The organism is Massilia sp. PWRC2, assembly GCF_049896725.1.
Taxonomy (GTDB): domain Bacteria; phylum Pseudomonadota; class Gammaproteobacteria; order Burkholderiales; family Burkholderiaceae_D; genus JAFCUW01.
Genome location: NZ_JAFCUW010000009.1, coordinates 169908 through 187060, shown reverse-complemented (window position 1 = coordinate 187060; position 17153 = coordinate 169908). Strand labels below are relative to the sequence as shown.

Annotated in this window: 14 protein-coding genes and 1 tRNA gene; 11 read left to right on the top strand and 4 right to left on the bottom strand. The window is 63.9% G+C overall.

Annotated elements, in window-relative coordinates; genetic code table 11:
• The first annotated feature begins 56 nt into the window (after nt 1-56).
• Genes ACP7BZ_RS17930 through ACP7BZ_RS17920 form a run of 3 tightly spaced genes read left to right on the top strand, consistent with a single transcriptional unit; the run spans nt 57 to nt 4986 of the window.
• The gene (locus ACP7BZ_RS17930; RefSeq protein ID WP_426115640.1) at nt 57-2195 is read left to right on the top strand and encodes a hypothetical protein; all 2139 of its coding nucleotides are present in this window, start codon (nt 57-59) and stop codon (nt 2193-2195) included.
• A gap of 29 nt (nt 2196-2224) precedes the next feature.
• Nucleotides 2225-3844, top strand: a complete 1620-nt coding sequence (gene aroKB, locus ACP7BZ_RS17925; RefSeq protein ID WP_426115763.1) for a bifunctional shikimate kinase/3-dehydroquinate synthase AroKB — start codon at nt 2225-2227, stop codon at nt 3842-3844.
• Nucleotides 3841-4986 (top strand): deoxyguanosinetriphosphate triphosphohydrolase, encoded by a 1146-nt coding sequence (locus tag ACP7BZ_RS17920; RefSeq protein ID WP_426115638.1) that lies wholly within the window; start codon nt 3841-3843, stop codon nt 4984-4986. Before aroKB ends, ACP7BZ_RS17920 begins: the two co-directional genes overlap by 4 nt.
• 27 nt (nt 4987-5013) lie before the next feature.
• On the opposite strand, the gene mutY is transcribed toward ACP7BZ_RS17920, so the two are convergent.
• The 3 genes from mutY to mutM are packed head-to-tail and all read right to left on the bottom strand — an operon-like array spanning nt 5014 to nt 8896.
• Nucleotides 5014-6114, bottom strand: a complete 1101-nt coding sequence (mutY, locus tag ACP7BZ_RS17915) for an A/G-specific adenine glycosylase (RefSeq protein ID WP_426115636.1) — start codon at nt 6112-6114, stop codon at nt 5014-5016.
• A complete protein-coding gene (locus tag ACP7BZ_RS17910; RefSeq protein ID WP_426115634.1) occupies nt 6111-8039 on the bottom strand; it encodes a dynamin family protein in 1929 nt (642 codons plus the stop codon). Before ACP7BZ_RS17910 ends, mutY begins: the two co-directional genes overlap by 4 nt.
• A 17-nt stretch (nt 8040-8056) precedes the next feature.
• Entirely contained in the window at nt 8057-8896 is an 840-nt protein-coding gene (gene mutM / locus ACP7BZ_RS17905) for a bifunctional DNA-formamidopyrimidine glycosylase/DNA-(apurinic or apyrimidinic site) lyase (protein WP_426115632.1), read from the bottom strand.
• A 127-nt stretch (nt 8897-9023) separates the two neighbouring features.
• Here mutM and ACP7BZ_RS17900 point away from each other — a divergent pair, with 127 nt between their 5' ends.
• The 8 genes from ACP7BZ_RS17900 to ACP7BZ_RS17865 all read left to right on the top strand — a co-directional run bounded on the left by ACP7BZ_RS17900 (nt 9024) and on the right by ACP7BZ_RS17865 (nt 16287).
• The gene (locus tag ACP7BZ_RS17900; RefSeq protein ID WP_426115630.1) at nt 9024-10877 is read left to right on the top strand and encodes a tetratricopeptide repeat protein; all 1854 of its coding nucleotides are present in this window, start codon (nt 9024-9026) and stop codon (nt 10875-10877) included.
• Between the two features lie 44 nt (nt 10878-10921).
• Complete coding sequence (locus tag ACP7BZ_RS17895; RefSeq protein WP_426115628.1) at nt 10922-11548, top strand: lipoprotein insertase outer membrane protein LolB; 627 nt, start codon at nt 10922-10924, stop codon at nt 11546-11548.
• A 1-nt stretch (nt 11549) separates the two neighbouring features.
• A complete protein-coding gene (gene ispE / locus ACP7BZ_RS17890; protein WP_426115626.1) occupies nt 11550-12455 on the top strand; it encodes a 4-(cytidine 5'-diphospho)-2-C-methyl-D-erythritol kinase in 906 nt (301 codons plus the stop codon).
• 67 nt (nt 12456-12522) lie between these two features.
• A tRNA-Gln gene (locus ACP7BZ_RS17885) sits at nt 12523-12599 on the top strand.
• Between the two features lie 144 nt (nt 12600-12743).
• Nucleotides 12744-13694: a ribose-phosphate pyrophosphokinase gene (locus ACP7BZ_RS17880; protein WP_426115624.1), complete on the top strand. Its 951-nt coding sequence runs from the start codon at nt 12744-12746 to the stop codon at nt 13692-13694.
• 187 nt (nt 13695-13881) lie between these two features.
• Entirely contained in the window at nt 13882-14493 is a 612-nt protein-coding gene (locus tag ACP7BZ_RS17875) for a 50S ribosomal protein L25/general stress protein Ctc (protein WP_426115622.1), read from the top strand.
• Nucleotides 14494-14614: 121 nt separating this feature from the next.
• Entirely contained in the window at nt 14615-15199 is a 585-nt protein-coding gene (gene pth / locus ACP7BZ_RS17870) for an aminoacyl-tRNA hydrolase (RefSeq protein WP_426115620.1), read from the top strand.
• A 5-nt stretch (nt 15200-15204) separates the two neighbouring features.
• On the top strand, nt 15205-16287 hold the full coding sequence (locus ACP7BZ_RS17865) for a patatin-like phospholipase family protein (RefSeq protein WP_426115618.1): 1083 nt from the start codon (nt 15205-15207) through the stop codon (nt 16285-16287).
• Nucleotides 16288-16422: 135 nt separating this feature from the next.
• Here ACP7BZ_RS17865 and ACP7BZ_RS17860 read toward each other — a convergent pair whose 3' ends face one another.
• A complete protein-coding gene (locus ACP7BZ_RS17860; RefSeq protein WP_426115616.1) occupies nt 16423-17085 on the bottom strand; it encodes a PEP-CTERM sorting domain-containing protein in 663 nt (220 codons plus the stop codon).
• Nucleotides 17086-17153: the final 68 nt, after the last annotated feature.

Below are 17153 nucleotides of genomic sequence, written 5' to 3'. Positions count from 1 at the left end.
GCACCATCATGACCCCTGCCGCCCAAACCCTGCGTGCCACTTTTACTGGATCAATTATGCTGCTCACAAAAAAATCGTTGTCCCCGGCCGTACTGGCCCGCTATGCCGCCATTGGCCTGTTGTCCGGTTCGCTTGCAGCCTGCGGCGGCGGCGGTGGTTCAGCTGGCACGACCGGTAGCGCCGCGACCGGCGGCACCAGCGGCGGCACCAGCGGCGGCACTACTGGCGGCAGCACCGGTGGCAGCACTGGCGGCACCACCCCCGTCACCACGCCGACCCTGACCTTAAAGATCACCGATGGCGCCAATGCCGCCATCAGCAGCCTGTCGGGCAGCCAGAACGGCACCGTCAAGGCCACCTTCCTCACCGCCAGCGGCACCCCGGCCACCAATGCGGTCGTCACCTTTGTCAGCAGCGATGCCACCCTGCTGACGTTCAATCCTGTGTCTGGCTCGGCCCTGACCGATGCCGCTGGCGTTGCCGTCATCACTGTCAAGCCGGCCAGCTTCACCGCTGCCGGCGCCGTCTCGGTGACCGCGACCGGCACCACGTCCGATGGCAAGACTGCCACCGGCGGCGCCACGCTGTCGATCGGCGCCGCACCGCTGACCGTGGGTACGCTGTCGTTTAGCACGGCGGCGCCGGCCAGCCTGTCGGCCTTCAGTTCGCTCTCGCTCAACGTTCCCGTCACCAGCGGTGGCCAACCGGTCAGCGATACCAGCGGCCTGACCCTGTCGTCGCTGTGCGCCGGCGATGGCAAGGCCACCCTGACGCCGGGCGGCCTGACGGCCGGCGTGCGCTCGGTGACGTACACCAACAATGGTTGCCTGCGTGGCACCGACGTGATTACCGCCGCGGTCGGCAATTCGAGTCAGACCATCAGCGTCAAGGTCGATCCGGCCGCCGTCGGTTCGGTGCAGTTCGTTACCGCGAGCACGGGGAACAATTCGATCGTTCTCAAGGGCTCGGGCGGTCTGGGCCGTTCGGAATCGGCCCAGCTGACCTTCCGTGTCGTCGACCAGCTCGGCAACGGCCTGGCCGGCGTCGACGTCAAGTTTACCCCGACCACCTCGACCGGCGGCCTGTCGGTCAACCCGGTCGTTGCCACCAGCGACAGCACCGGCTTAGTCAACACCACGGTATCGTCGGGTACCATCCCGACGCCAGTGCGGGTGATCGCCGAAGCGAACCGCAACGGCGCCACTCTCAGCGGCCTGTCCGATTCGCTGACCGTGTCGACCGGCCTGCCGATCCAGAAATCGATGTCGCTCAGCGCCGATGCGTTCAACATCGAAGGCTGGGACCATGACGGTATTGTGTCCAACGTCACCATTGCCATGGCCGACCAGTACGGCAACCCCGTATCGGACGGCACGACGGTCAACTTTGTCACCGCCGGCGGCGCCATTGCCTCGTCGGCCCAGGGCGCCTGCCAGACCACCGACGGTGCTTGCACGGTCAAACTGAAGTCGCAAAACTTCCGCCCGGTCAATGGCCGCGTGACCGTGCTGGCCTTCGCCCAGGGCATCCCGACGTTTGTCGATCTCAACGGCGACGGCCAGTACACCTGCACCAGCTTCACCACGCCAGCTGGCGCCAGCCCGTCGGCCGTCTACCGGCCGCTGGTGGATACCTGCGCTGCCGGTGCCGGCGAGCCGTTCTCTGCGATGGGCGACGCCTTCCTCGACGCCAACTTCGACGGTGTCCTCGATCCCGCCAAGGATCTGCCGTTCCCGTACGGCCACCAGGGCTATTCGGCCACGCCGCCGACCTCATTTGGCGTGACCTACATCCGTGCCACCGCCGAATTTGTCTTCAGCGGGTCGACGCCGAACTTCAAGCGCCAGTTCTGTACCGGCAGCAGCTGCCGCGACTGGACCGCTGCCGATGGCGCTGAAAACGTCATCGCCGGCGTCTCCGGTAGCGGCTGCTCGGCGCAGAGCTTGTACTTCCGCCTGTTCGATGTGAACGGCAATACCCTGCCGTACAACACCGATGTCGCCACCGCCGATGCCGACAAACTGGTACCGGGCACTGTGTCGCCTAACAAAGTGCCGTCGAATAACTCAAAAAGCGGTACCATTCACGCTGTGACCATCAAACCTGAGGCGGCCTGCGCCGATGGCTCCTTCTCGGTCAGTGTGAAAACACCGTTGGGGGCCACGCTGCTGTTCCCCTTCAAATCGAAGCCGTGAAATCGAGAAATATCTATCTGGTAGGACTGATGGGGGCGGGGAAGACGACAATTGGTCGTATCCTCGCCAGAAAATTAGGCAAGCGTTTCATTGACTCGGACCACGAGATCGAAGCCCGTACGGGCGCCTCGATCCCGTGGATTTTTGAAATCGAAGGCGAAGCGAGCTTTCGCCGGCGCGAGGCCGACGTCATCCGCGATCTGTGCGGCCAGGACGGCATCGTGCTGGCCACCGGTGGCGGTGCGGTACTGTCGGCTGACAACCGGGCACGGCTGGCCGCCGGCGGCATCGTCATTTATTTGCGCGCCAACGTCCACAACATCCTCCAGCGTACCGGTCACGACAAGAACCGGCCCCTGCTGCAAACGGCCGATCCGCGCCGCAAACTTGAACAATTGCTGGTCGAGCGCGAGCCGCTCTACCGCGAGATCGCCGAACTGGTGATCGACACCGGCCGCCCTAACGTACAATCGATGGTTCAAACCATTCTGGACCAGCTCGACCTGATCGGCGCACCCGCGCGCGCGCAGGCTCTGGCGGCCACCGACACGATGACCCAGCAGTCCCCGATTACCCTCACCGTCGACCTTGGCGAGCGCAGCTACCCGATCATCATCGGCGCCAACGTGCTCGACGATGCCGACCTGCTCAGCCGCCACATCCAGGGCCGCCAGGTCGCCATCGTCTGCAACACCACGGTCGCCCCGCTGTACCTGGCGCGGGTGACGGCAGCGCTGCGCAAGGCTGGCCGCGAGGTCCTCGAAATCATCCTGCCCGACGGCGAACAATACAAGACGCAAGCGTCCCTGATGACCGTGTTCGACGCCCTGCTGGCGCACCAGTGCGACCGCAAGACCACCCTGGTGGCGCTGGGCGGCGGCGTGATTGGCGACCTCACCGGCTACGCCGCCGCCAGCTACATGCGCGGCGTGCCCTTCGTGCAGTTGCCGACCACGCTGCTGGCGCAGGTCGACTCGTCGGTGGGCGGCAAGACCGGCATCAACCACCCGCTCGGTAAAAACATGATCGGCGCCTTTTACCAGCCGCGCGCGGTGCTGGCCGATACCGCCGCCCTGGCCACCTTGCCACAGCGCGAGCTGGCCGCCGGCCTGGCCGAAGTGATCAAGCACGGCGCCATCACCGACGCCCATTTTTTCAGCTGGATCGAAGCGCATATCGGCCAGCTGGTGGCGGGCGAGCGCAGCGCTCTGGCGTATGCGGTGTCGCGCTCGTGTGAAATCAAGGCCGAGGTGGTGCGCCAGGATGAACGCGAGGGCGGCCTGCGCGCCATCCTCAATTTCGGCCACACCTTTGGTCACGCCATCGAAGCGGGCATGGGATACGGCGCCTGGCTGCACGGCGAAGCAGTCGGCTGCGGCATGGTGATGGCCGCCGATCTGTCGCACCGCCTCGGACACATCGACGCTGCAGCGCTGGCGCGGGTGCGCGCGCTGGTTGCCGCTGCCGGCCTGCCGACGCTGGCGCCGCCGATGGCGCCGGCGCGCTGGATCGAGCTGATGGAAGTGGACAAGAAAAACGAAGGCGGCGACATCAAGTTTATTCTATTGAAGCCGCTGGGCTCACCGAGCATCGGCAACGCCCCGCGCGCGCTGCTGCTCGAGACCATCGCCGCCTGCAGCGCGCCATGAATTTCGACGACCGCCTGGCGCCCTACGCCGCCCATTCGCAGCAGGGCCGGGGGCGCGCCTTTGCCGAAGCGCCGGCCGGTTCGCGCAGCGAATTTCAGCGCGACCGCGACCGCATCATCCACTCGACGGCGTTTCGCCGCCTCGAATACAAGACCCAGGTGTTCCTCAATCACGAGGGCGACCTGTTCCGCACCCGCCTGACCCATTCGATCGAAGTGGCGCAAATTGGCCGCACCCTGGCGCGCAGCTTGCAGCTCAATGAAGACCTGGTCGAAGCGGTGTCGCTGGCGCACGACCTGGGCCACACGCCGTTCGGCCACGTCGGCCAGGATGTGCTCAACGAGTGCATGGGTGCATACGGCGGCTTCGAGCACAATCTGCAAAGCCTGCGGGTGGTCGATTCGCTTGAAGAGCACTACGGCGACTTCGATGGCCTGAACCTGATGTTCGAAACGCGCGAAGGCATTTTGAAGCACTGCTCGGCGGCCAACGCGCGCACGCTGGGGGAACTGGGTCAGCGCTTCTTGCTGCGCACCCAGCCCAGCCTGGAAGCGCAGCTGACCAATCTGGCAGATGAAATCGCCTACAACAATCACGACATCGATGACGGCTTGCGCTCGGGCCTGATCAGCATGGCGCAGATGATGGAAGTGGACCTGTTCGCCCGCTTTTATCACGAGGTCGAGGCAAGATACCCCGGCCTGCCGGGCCGCCGCGCGCTTTACGAAACCTCGCGCCGCATGATCACCGTGATGACTGCCGATGTCGTCGCGACGTCGGCGGCGCTGATTGCCGACGCTGCCCCACGCCACATCGACGACGTCCGCGCCAGCGCGCCGCTGATCCGTTTTTCCGACACCATGAAGGCCGAAACGACGGCCTTGAAGCGCTTTTTGCACGCCAACCTGTATCGTCATTACCAGGTCAACCGCATGCGTGTAAAGGCCAGTCGCATCGTCAATGACCTGTTCGACGCTTTCATGAAAGATCCGGTGCTGCTGCCGCCCGATTATCAGCTGGCCGCAGGCGATGGCAGCGACACCGAGCGCCAGGCGCGCAAGATCGCCGACTACATCGCCGGCATGACGGACCGTTATGCCATCCGCGAACACCGGCGCATTTTTTCGATCGACGAGCTGTAAGTTAACACCGCGCGTTAAACCAGCGCGTTAAAACAGCGACGGCGCGGCCAGCTGCGCCAGCAGTTTTTTGACCGGTGCCGGCAACGGCGCCGCGCCGATCTTGTCGAGGTCCCACCACACAAAACCATCGACCGGCGCCGCCCGCTGCGACAGCGCCACCTGGCGCGGGTGGATGTGCAGCTTGTAGTGGGTAAAACCGTGGGTCAGCGGCAGCAGTGCATCGATGGTGTCGACGGCGCCGAAGCGCTGCGCCGAGGCCAGCACGTCCGGCAGCGCCACGCCAAGGGCGGCGTGGCCATCGACTTCCGGCAGTGACAGCAGGCCGCCCCAGATGCCGCTGTCGGCGCGCTGCTCGAGCAGCACCTGGCCGGCGTCGAGCACCACCAGCATGGCGGCGCGTTTTTCCGGCGTGGTCTTGGGTGGTTTGCGTACCGGCAGTTCGGCGGTGCGGCCGCTGGCATACGCCGCGCAGCGCAGGCGCAGCGGGCAGCGCTCGCAGGCCGGATTGGCGCGCGTGCACAGGGTGGCGCCCAGATCCATCAGACCCTGCGTATAGCGCTCGATGCCGCTCTCCGGCAGCAGCGCCTCGGCGCGCCGCCACAGGGCGTCTTCCACCGGTTTGATGCCCGGGTATTGCTCGACGCCGAACACGCGCGCAAACACGCGCTTGACGTTGCCATCGAGGATGGCCGCGCGGGTGCCGTACGCGAAGGCGGAAATCGCCGCCGCCGTCGAGCGGCCGATGCCGGGCAAGTCGGCCAGCAGCGCCGGATCGACGGGGAACTGGCCGCCATATTCGGCCACCACGCGTTTGGCGCACGCGTGCAGGTTGCGCGCGCGCGTGTAGTAACCGAGGCCGCTCCACAACTGCATCACTTCTTCGGCCGACGCTGCGGCCAGCGATGCGACGGTGGGGCAGCGCTCGAGGAAGCGGGCATAATAGCCCAGCACGGCGGCGACCTGGGTCTGCTGCAGCATGATTTCAGAGAGCCAGATGCGGTAAGCGTCGCGGGTGTTTTGCCACGGCAGCGCGTGGCGGCCGTGCTGGCGCTGCCAGTCGATGACGGCGGCCGCAAAGGTCGGGTCGTGCAAGGGCTGCAGATCGTCGGGTCGCTGCGCCCGCTTCACGCCGCCACACCTAATGGCGGCGCGCGGCCGGCGAGGGCGGCGTCGACGCCGCCAGCGAGCTGGCGCAGCTGCTCCTCGACCCGCTGTAAACTGGCCTGGGTCGCTTCGAACGCTTCGATTTTCTGTTCCAGGCTGTCGGTGGCGTCGTGAATGCGGCTAATCGATGCCAGCCGGTGCTTGAGCTGGTCCTTGTGCTGGCGGATCTGCGATTCGAGCGGCGCCATGATCACTTTCAGCCACGCTTCGACATCGGCATTGGCGGCGCGGTAGGTGCGCCGCACGCGCGAAGCGATCGAATCAAAAAAGCGCTCGACCAGCGCGCTGCGGCCGGTCAGCAGCAGGGTGGTGGTGCCGAACTGCTTCTGGTACACCGCCTCGATGGCATCGAGTTCGGCGCGGTATTTGTCGAACGAGAACAGCATCGGCAGCGATAAAGTGAGGCCGTGCTCGGTGGAGAATTTTTTATACATCGACTCCATCATGGCGCCGATTTCAGCCACCTTGGCGACTGCTTCGTCGAGATTGTGCTTGGCCTGGTCAAAGAAAAATTTGACGGGGCCGCGCATGCCGGTGGCGAACAGGCTGGCATGCATGGCTTCGCGCACGGCGGCCACCTCCTGCTGCACCGTCTCCATGCCCATGGTGGTAAACAGTTCGGTCGACAGGCGCGCGAACACCGCGCGGGTGCCGGCCAGTTTGACCAGGCTGGCGTCGAATTCTTTCTTTTCCATTTCGACGCGGCGCATCATGTGGGTGACCACGCTGTGGTTCTTGCCGCGCAGGCTGCGCAGTTCCTGCAGCTGTTCGATCAGGTCGCGTCCGCGCGCGCTCAGGATGGCGTGCTGGGCCACCGTCAGCTGCGCCATATCGTCGGCCAGCTGCGAGCGGATGATGTCCTTCTTGGAGGGAATCAGTTCGTTGAACAGCGCCGATTCAAGTTGGCCCAGGCGGCTTTTTTCCAGCAGCGCCATGTCCTGGTTGATCTTCGCCACCAGCGCCTTTTGCGCCGACACCGGATACACCTGGCGCGGGCTCAAGGCCAGCAACTGCGCCACGCTGGCCTGCTGGCGGGCGATCTCGGCGTCGTTGGCGGCGTCGGTTTTCAGCTCGTCCCACATGGCATCGATTTTATTGAGGACGACAATGCGGCCGCGGCCACCGCCGATGTGGGTGCGCCAGACATCGATGTCGCTCTTGGTCACGCCCGTCTCGGCGGCCAGGATGAACAGCACCGCGTGGGCATTCGGAATCAGGTTGAGGGTCAGTTCGGGCTCGGTGCCGATGGCGTTCAGCCCTGGCGTGTCGAGAATGACGAGTCCCTGCTGCAGCAGCGGATGGGGGAAATTGATAATGGCGTGGCGCCACAGCGACACCTCGACCATGCCGTTGGCGTCGAGCGTGCTGGCGGCATCGGCATCGGCGGCGTCGTACAGGCCGTAGCGGCTCGCTTCGGCCGGGCTGACCATCTTGGTCAGGCTGACCTGCTTGAACGTTTCCGTCATCTGGGCACCGTCGCCGGGCAACAGCGGCAGCACCGTCCAGGCACTGGGGTCGTCGCGGTAATCGCTGGTCGACAGGTTGTTCAGCCGCGTTTCGATGGGCAGCAGGCGCAGGCTGGGCGGGTGGGCCGGGTCGTACAGCAGTTCGGTCGGGCACATGGTGGTGCGGCCGGCCGCCGATGGCAGGATGCGCTGGCCATAATCGGCGAAGAACAGGGCGTTGATCAATTCGGACTTGCCGCGCGAAAATTCGGCGACAAACGCCACCGACAGCTTGTCGTCGGCCAGGCGGGCCAGCGCGCGGGCGATGCGCTGTTCGGTGGCGCCATCGGTCAGTTCGGCGGCGGTGACCCACATCTGGTAGTTTTCAAGGGCCGCGACGACGCTCTGGCGCCATGCGCTGTACTGTTGGAAGTCCTGCACCATCTTGCTCACCTAGCCTGTTATTTTTGGCAGTTTACACAATAAAATGTTGAGCGCTGCCCCTGCACGATCCGGCGGATCGGCGTGCCACAGTTGCGGCACGGCACTCTTTCACGATCATAGACGAAATATGTCTGTTGGAAATAGCCCGATTGGCCATTGACGGCAAGAAAGTCACGCAATGTACTACCTCCTTGCACGATTGCCTCGGCAAGAATTTGGCGGATTGCTAGCGCCAAAACGTCATAACGGGCGCGTGAAATGCGTCCAGCGGCGGTTTTTGGGTTAATTTTTGCTTGAAACAAACTCTCACAAGCGTAAATATTGCCGACGCCCACAACGATGTCACCGCCCAACAAAAATTGCTTGATGGGCGCGCTGCGACCGCGGCTGGCACGATACAAGGTGCCGCCATCGAACCCTGCTTCGAGTGGTTCCACCCCCAGGCCGCGCAGCAACACATGGGAGGCCAGCTCGCCGTCGTCGTTGGCGTGCCACAGTACCGCGCCGAAGCGGCGCGGATCGTTCAGCCGCAGCGCCTGCGCCGGCGCACCGGCCGGGCCGGCGACGATGAGGTCGACATGGTCATGCTTTTTGACAGCGGTGGCCGGATCGAGCACGCGCAAGTGGCCCGACATGCCCAGGTGAATAATCAGGCTGCCGTGGTCGAAGTGCAACAACAGGTATTTGCCGCGCCGTCCGGTGGTGTTAATCCGCCGTCCCTCCAGCAGTGCCGGCAGGTTGGGCGGGAAGGGCCAGCGCAGGCCATCGCGGCGCAACAGCACCTGTTCGACCAGCCGGCCCTCGAGGTGCGGGGCAACGCCACGGCGGGTGACTTCAACTTCGGGTAATTCAGGCATGCGCGCTCGCAATCGCGTGACGGCCGCTGCCGCTGCCGGTCAAGCGGCAATGGTGCGCGGCATTGGCGCACGCAGGGCGGTGGTTGCGCGTAGAATCTGGGATCAATCGGGTCATCTTGGAACTGCCTTGAAAAACGCTTTCGTCATTGTAACTCTCGCCGGTGTGTTGACGGCGTGCGGTACGGCCGGCCCGGTCCCGGTGCCGGCGGCCGCTGCTGTCGTGCCTGTCCCCGCTGCTGCTGCTGCTGCTGCTGCCGCCAACGGCAATGCGGCGCCGGCCGCCATTGCCGCGCCGGCCTGGTCGGTCGAGCGCACCACCCCCGTAACGGCCGAGCCGGTGGCCCTGCAGGCCGATCCGCAGCTACCGAATGTGGCCCTGACCAGCGAACTGTTGTACAAGCTGATGGTGGCCGAAATTGATTTTAAAAACGGCAACTGGCAGGGGCCTTTCATGGTCATGATGGGCGCCGCCCAGCAAACCCGTGACCCGCGCCTGGCCCAGCGCGCTACCGAAATCGCGCTGGCCTCGCAACAGGGCGAGCCGACCCTGGCAGCGGTGCGGCTGTGGCGCGAACTGGCGCCGCAATCGGATGAGGCGGCCCAGTATTACCTGGGCATCGTCGTGTTGTCCGACGATATCAGCGACGCCGAAGGGATCTTTCGCAGCCGGCTGGCTGCTGCTGCTGGGGGCGACCGTGCGCTGCTGATGTTCCAGACCCAGCAGTTGCTGGGACGCGCCAAGGACAAAGCCGCCGCCAGTGCCATGCTGGAGCGGCTGGTGGCGCCGTACAGCCGCACCCTCGAAGGCCACCTGGTGCTGGCGCAGGCGGCGTTTGGCCGCGGCGACAAAGCGCGCGCCAGCGTGGAAGCGCAGGCGGCGCTGGCCCTCAAACCCGATTCCGAAATCGCCGTGCTGATGGTGGCCCAGGTCAGCGCCGATGAAGCGGCGGCGCAAGCCTTGCTGGGGCGCTTCCTTAAAGCCCACCCGAACGCCCGCGAAGTTCGCGCGGCCCATGCGCGCCTGCTGGCGGGGGCGCGTCAGTTCGGTCCCGCGCGCGAAGAATTGCGTACCCTGCTCAAGGGCCAGCCCGACAATCTGAGCACCCTGTACGCGCTTGGCATCGTCTCGCTGCAAATGAACGACAGCGCCAGCGCCGAATCCTACCTGCAGCGGTTTGCCGACGCCGCCAGCGGACAGAGCAATGGCGATATCGACACCGCCCGTGCCTACAGCCTGCTGTCCCAGCTGGCCGAGGAACGGGGCGACAGCGGCGCGGCGCTGGCCTGGCTCGACAAGATCGACGACGATGAACGGGGCTGGTTTGCCGCCCAGCTCAGGCGCGCCCAGCTACTCGGCAAGCGTGGCGATGTCGACGGCGCCCGCGCACTGCTGGCCAAGCTGGCGACATCGACCGAGGCCGAACAGGCGCAGATCGTGCTCGCTGACGCCCAGGTCTTGCGCGAAGCCGGCCGTTTGCAGGATGCCTACGTGCTGCTGCAAACGGCCCTGACTACCTTCCCCGGCAATGCCGATGTGCTCTACGATGTCGCCATGCTGGCGGAAAAAATGGGCCGCCTCGACGACATGGAGCAGGCGCTGCGCAAGGTGATCGCCCAGGTGCCCGACCATCACCAGGCCTACAACGCCCTCGGCTACTCGCTGGCCGAGCGCAATATCCGCCTGCCGGAAGCGCTCGAACTGATCACCAAGGCGCTGCAAATGGCGCCCGATGATCCCTTCATCATGGACAGCATGGGCTGGGTACAATTTCGGATGGGTAATCTGAACGCCGCCGAAAAGCAGTTGCGCCAGGCCTACGCGCTGCGCAGTGACGCCGAAATTGCCGTTCATCTTGGTGAAGTGTTGTGGCAAAAGGGACAGCAAGCCGATGCCCGCAAGCTGTGGCGCGAAGCGCTCAACAAGGACCCTAAAAACGACACCCTCAAAAGCACGCTGGCGCGCCTGCGCACCAGCATCTGAGCCCTTCCCATGTTCCCATTTTTTAAAAAAAATTAAAAAAACCGATGCAAGCAAGTTCCTTATTGAGCGCCGGCCTGTGCGCCATCCTGCTCGGTGGTTGCGCCGCCATGTCGCCGATCTCAAAGGCGCCGCTGCCGGCCGGCAGCGCGACGGCAGCGCCGCTGGCCGCTTACCGCGCCACCTTCGATGCCAGCGGCCGCCTGTCCGTCAACTACAAGCACAATGGCAATCCCGAGTCGCTCACTGGCAAGTTCACCTGGGTACAAACGCCGGCGCGCCTCGACGTCACCTTATCGTCGCCGCTGGCCACCATCGCCACCATCAGCGTCACTGCGCAGTCGGCCACCCTGGTGCAGGCTGACAAGGCGCCGCAGGTGGCGGCCGACCTTGAGTCATTGACCACCGCCGCGCTGGGCTGGACCTTGCCGGTGTCGGGCTTGCGTGACTGGCTGCAAGGCTATGCCAGCGCCGCTGACGGCAGCCGTTTTGTCGCCTCTGCCGCCACCAACACCGTCACCACGCGCGATGGCTGGCGCCTGCGCTTTGTGTCCTGGCAAAACGACGCCGGCGGCCGGCTGCTGCCCAAGCGCATCGATGCCGAGCACGACGCGGCGGCGGGCGCCGCCACCGAAGAGCTGGCCATCCGCATCGTCCTCGACGGCCAGGGTTGAGGTGAGGGCGCGTTCGCTGCTCGGGTGCGCGGCCCCGGCAAAACTCAATTTGTTTCTGCACATTACCGGGCGGCGCGCCGATGGTTATCACTTGCTGCAGTCGGTATTCCAGCTGATCGATGTTGGCGACAGCCTCGACCTGTCGTTGCGCGCCGATGAGCGGATTGTCCGCACCAGTGAACTGGCTGGCGTGCCCGCCGAGAGCGACCTGGTGGTGCGCGCGTTGCGCTTGCTGCAAGGCGCTTTTTATGAGCGCCACGGCCGGCTGCCGCCCGGCGTCGATGTCCATGTGACCAAGCGCCTGCCGATGGGCGGCGGTTTGGGTGGCGGATCGTCCGATGCCGCCACCGCCTTGATGGCGGCCAATCATCTGTGGCACGCTGGCTTTACGGGCGCCGAGCTGATGGCGCTGGGCTTGCCGCTGGGCGCCGACATCCCGTTTTTTTTGTTTGGCCAAAATGCCTTCGTCGAAGGCGTCGGTGAGCAAATGACAGCGGTGGAAACGCCCGATTGCTGGTATGTGGTCATCGCGCCCGGCGTGGAAGTGCCGACTGCATCAATCTTTTCTGCGGCGGATTTGACAAGGGACGCGAAACCGGTCAGAATAACGGACTTTTCCAGACACCTGAAGACAGCATCAAGTCTGCAGGCTTACGGAAGAAACGATTTGCAAGCCGTTGCAGCACGCTTGTTCCCGCCGGTAGCAGCAGCGGTCGAATGGTTGGCGGCATACGGCGAGTCGAGGATGACAGGTTCGGGAGCATGCGTGTTTTGCGCGTTTGCCAGCGAAGCTGCCGCCGCCCTGGTGTTGGCGCAGTTGCCATCGCAGTGGCGCGGCTTTGTGGCCAGGTCGCTGCAGCGTCATCCCCTTCAAGCGCAGTTGCAAATTGATGGTGTTATCGAATAGAATTTGGCCTGGCGTGATGAATGACGATACAATGCGTCGAACATCGCGACAAGCAAAGCAGTTGCGTAGGGGAATCGCCAAGCTGGTTAAGGCACTGGATTTTGATTCCAGCATACCAAGGTTCGAATCCTTGTTCCCCTGCCATTCATTTTGCGGGACTGTCGATGCGCTATTCGCGTCCAGCCTGCAAGATCGCCGGACCCGCGCTCGGGTCACTCTATGTGCAGTCAGTCGCCTTACGGCCTGGCCTTACTTCAAGACTTCAACGTATCTTCTCTCGGGACTCCCATGGCTTATGAAAACCTGATGGTTTTTACCGGCAACGCTAACCCCGCGCTGGCAGAAGGAGTCGTAAAAAATCTCGGCATTCCTCTCGGCAAGGCCGTGGTGTCGAAATTTTCTGATGGCGAAGTGATGGTCGAGATCAATGAAAACGTGCGCGGTAAAGACGTCTTCGTGTTGCAGTCGACGTGCGCGCCGACCAACGACAGCCTGATGGAAATCATCCTGATGGTCGATGCCCTCAAGCGCGCTTCGGCCGGTCGCATTACCGCCGCCATCCCGTATTTTGGGTATGCCCGCCAGGACCGCCGCCCCCGTTCGGCGCGCGTGGCCATCTCGGCCAAGGTGGTGGCCAATATGCTGGAAAAAGCCGGGGTCGAGCGCGTCCTGATCATGGACTTGCACGCTGACCAGATCCAGGGCTTTTTCGACATCCCGGTTGACAACATTTATGCGTCGCCCATTTTGCTGGGCGACTTGCAGAAAAAGAATTACGACGACCTGCTGGTGGTCTCGCCCGACGTCGGCGGCGTGGTGCGTGCGCGGGCGCTGGCCAAGCGTCTCGGCTGCGACCTGGCCATCATCGACAAGCGCCGCCCGAAGGCGAACGTGTCGGAAGTGATGAACATCATCGGTGAAGTCGAAGGCCGCAACTGCGTCATCATGGACGACATGGTCGACACCGCCGGCACCCTGACCAAGGCTGCCGAAGTGTTGAAGTCGCGCGGCGCCAAGAAAGTGGTGGCGTACTGCACCCACCCGGTGCTGTCGGGTCCCGCCATCGACCGCATTTCCGCCTCGCCGCTCGATGAATTGGTGGTCACTGACACCATTCCGCTGTCGGCCGCGGCCGCTGCCTGCGGCAAGATCCGCCAGGTGTCGTGTGCGCCCCTGCTGGCTGAAACGTTTAAACGCATCATCAAGGGCGATTCGGTGATCTCCCTGTTTATCGACTAGTGACGCCGCCGCTTGCTTGCAAGCGGCAACCTCATCTGCACGGCGCCCGGGCTGTTGGCCAGGGCGCCGTTGCCGTTTAAAATATTTACCGTTTTTTCGGCCGCCACGGTGGTCGACTTTTGGAAATGCCTGGTCGCGGGCGTTTCAACCGCAGGGCAATTCAGTCCTGCAATTTATGGAGTTACACATGAAAGTTATCGCATTTAATCGCACGTTGCAGGGGTCCGGAGCGAGCCGCCGCCTGCGTATTTCGGGCCAAACGCCTGGCATCATCTACGGTGGCGTCGACGCTCCCGTCATGATTTCGCTCGATGGCAATGCGCTGTACCACGCGCTGAAAAAAGAAGCCTTCCACGGTTCGATCCTCGATCTGGAAATCGACGGCGTCAGCCAGCAAGTCGTGCTGCGCGACTTCCAGATGCACGCATTTAAGCAACTGGTTCTGCACGCTGACTTCCAGCGCGTCGATGCCAAGCAAGCGATGCACAAGAAAGTCGCGCTGCACTTCGTCAACGCCGAGTTGTCGCCTGCCGTGAAACTGAGCGGTGCTGTCATTTCGCACGTGCTGACCGACCTCGACATTACCTGCCTGCCTGCCGATCTGCCAGAATTCATCGAAGTCGACCTGTCGACCATCGAAGTGGGCCACTCGATCCACGTGTCGGCTCTGAAACTGCCAAAAGGCGTGACCGTTATTGCCCACGGCGATGACCAGACCGTTGCTACCGCTGCAATCCCAGCCGGCAAAGTCGCTGACGAAGCCGCTGTTGTCGAGCCAGTCGCCGCTGAAAAGAAGTAATTTTTCTTTTGCAGTAAGCGCACCATCAAAACCCGCCCGGCTTCGGCCGCGGCGGGTTTTTTTACGCTGAAGCCGTGGTTTTGCTTTACTCTCGAGCTTGTGCTTTTTTGAATTGATCGACATGTCCATCCGCCTGATCGTCGGCCTCGGCAACCCTGGCCCCGAATACGAACAAACCCGCCACAACGCCGGCTTCTGGCTGGTCGACCAGTTCGCCAACAGCCTGCCCGGCTGCCGCCTGCAGCATGAAGCGCGCTTTAACGCCAAGCTCGGCAAGGCGAAGGTCGGTGCCAACGAGCTGTTTTTGCTCGAGCCGCTGACCTTCATGAACCGCTCCGGGCTGGCAGTCGGCCAGCTGGCACGGTTTTATAAAATCAGTCCGCACGAGATCCTGGTGGTCCACGACGAGCTCGACCTGTCGCCCGGCGTCGTCAAGATGAAAAAGGGCGGCTCTTCAGGCGGCCACAACGGTCTAAAAGACATCACGGCGGCGCTGGCCACCCAGGATTACTGGCGCGTGCGCATCGGCATCGGCCATCCGCGCAGTCTCAATTCCCACCAAGCCGTGGCCGATTTTGTGTTGCACCGGCCGCGCAAGGAAGAGCAGTCGCTGATCGACGACGCCATCGACAAGGCGCTGCGCGTGCTGCCGCTGGCCATCGATGGCAAGTTCGATGCGGCCACCATGCAGTTGCATACCGCCTGATCGCAGTGTCGGCGCTGACCTTTCACGCCGGACCGCGCGCGCGCGCGCGCATCCGCACGCATGGCTTGCAGGCAGCCGATATCGGCATCATCCCCGCCGCTGCAGGCGGCCCCAAGGGCTTGATCTTTCAGGCGCTCGACCAGTTTTTGTTTGGCAGCTATTTGCCGGCGGCGCCGCGCCCGCGCACCCTGATCGGCGCCTCGATCGGCGCCTGGCGCATGGCAGCGGCTTGCCAGAGCGACCCGGTGGCGGCGTTTGCCCGCCTGGGCCGACTGTATAGCGAGCAACGCTACAGCGCCAAGCCGTCGCAGCAGGAAATCGACGGCGTGTGCCGCCAGCTGCTGGCCGATTTTATCGGTGACCAGGCGTCCGCCATGCTGAACCACCCGCAGCACCGCCTGCACCTGATCAGCAACCGCGGCAGGGGCGCGCTGGCCGCGCCCCTCGGCCGCAGTGCCGAGCTGCGCGGTTTTGCCTGGGCCGCCATGCGCAATCTGACGGGGCGGCGCGCGCTCGCTGCCATGGTCGAGCGCGTGGTGCTGGGCGATGCGCGCGGCGGCGCCGACTGGCTGCGCGCCCCGTTCGATGATTTTCGCACCCACTTTGCCCCGCTGACGCCGGCCAACCTGGCGCCGGCACTGCTGGCCTCGGGCAGCCTGCCCTTGATCATGCAGCCGGTGCGCGCGCTGCCGGGCGCGCCCGCCGGACACTACTGGGACGGTGGCATCATCGATTACCACCTGGCGCTGCCGTATGCGCGGCAGACGGACGACCTGGTGCTGTATCCCCACTTTGGCGAGCACATCGTGCCAGGCTGGCTCGACAAGGCGATGCCGTGGCGGCGCTTGGCGCGCGGTCCCCAGCGGGCCTGGCTGGACAATGTGCTGATCGTGGCGCCGTCAGCCCGGTTCGTGCAGCGTCTGCCCCGTGCCAAGCTGCCAGATCGCAAGGATTTTACGTATTACGGCCTCGATCATGGCGCCCGCATCGCCGCCTGGCAGCGCGCCATCGGCGAAGGCGAGCGCTTGCGCGATGCGTTTGCCGAGTTTGTCGCGCGGCCCGACCTGGCCCTTGTTCAGGCGTTGTAGACCAAAACGACACGAAGGCAAGCCGAAAACAAGCCGAAAACAAGCCGAAAACAAGCCGAAAACAAGCCGAAAACAAGCCGAAAACAAGCCGAAAAAAAACCGCTGCAGGCAGCGGTTCGTGTGGTGTTGGTCAGCTTAGTTCTTGCGCATGCGGCGCGCCACCATCAGCGCGGCCAGGCCAAGAGCCAGCAGGGCCGGGGCGCCTGGTTCTGGCACGGCGTTGCCGAAAAACTCCAGTTCGCCCAGCTGGTGCATGCCGGTGTTGGTGCCGGTCGACTGGTAGCGGAAGATGCTGTAAGCGGCCGGCGCCGTAAAGTCGGTGCCCGCCACAAACTGGATCACTTGCAGGCGGTCGCTCCAGGCCGACACCGTATTGTCGTAAGCAAAGATGGTGGTGTAGCTGATGCCGTCGTTAGAGCCGAGGATTTTCCAGTGAATCGAATCGCGCTCGGGCACATCGTTGGCCGACGAGGCCGTAAAGCTGGTCAGCGTGTATCGCTTGCTGCCGAAGTCCGCTTCCACCCAGACGTTACCGGTGCCACAGCACCATTTGTCGACCGTCGCGCCAAGGCGGTTGTCGAACACGTTGAATGGGCCTTCACCGGCGAAACCGGCGCTATCGGACGAGCGAAAGGTGGCGTTGTAACCGATGTTGGCGTCCGGATTGCCATTGTTTTCAGGATCGGTCAGGTCGCCGCCCACCAGCGCTGCCGTGCCGGTGCCGCGAATCGTCGAGGCCTGGACGCCGCTGGCAAACAGTGCGGTGATCAGGAAAGCCGCTTGCAGGAATTTTTTCATGATGATTTCGTCAGAAGTGAATTGTTGGTGGTGCTGATGCAAATCGCATGCCAGCACCCATAAGTAGT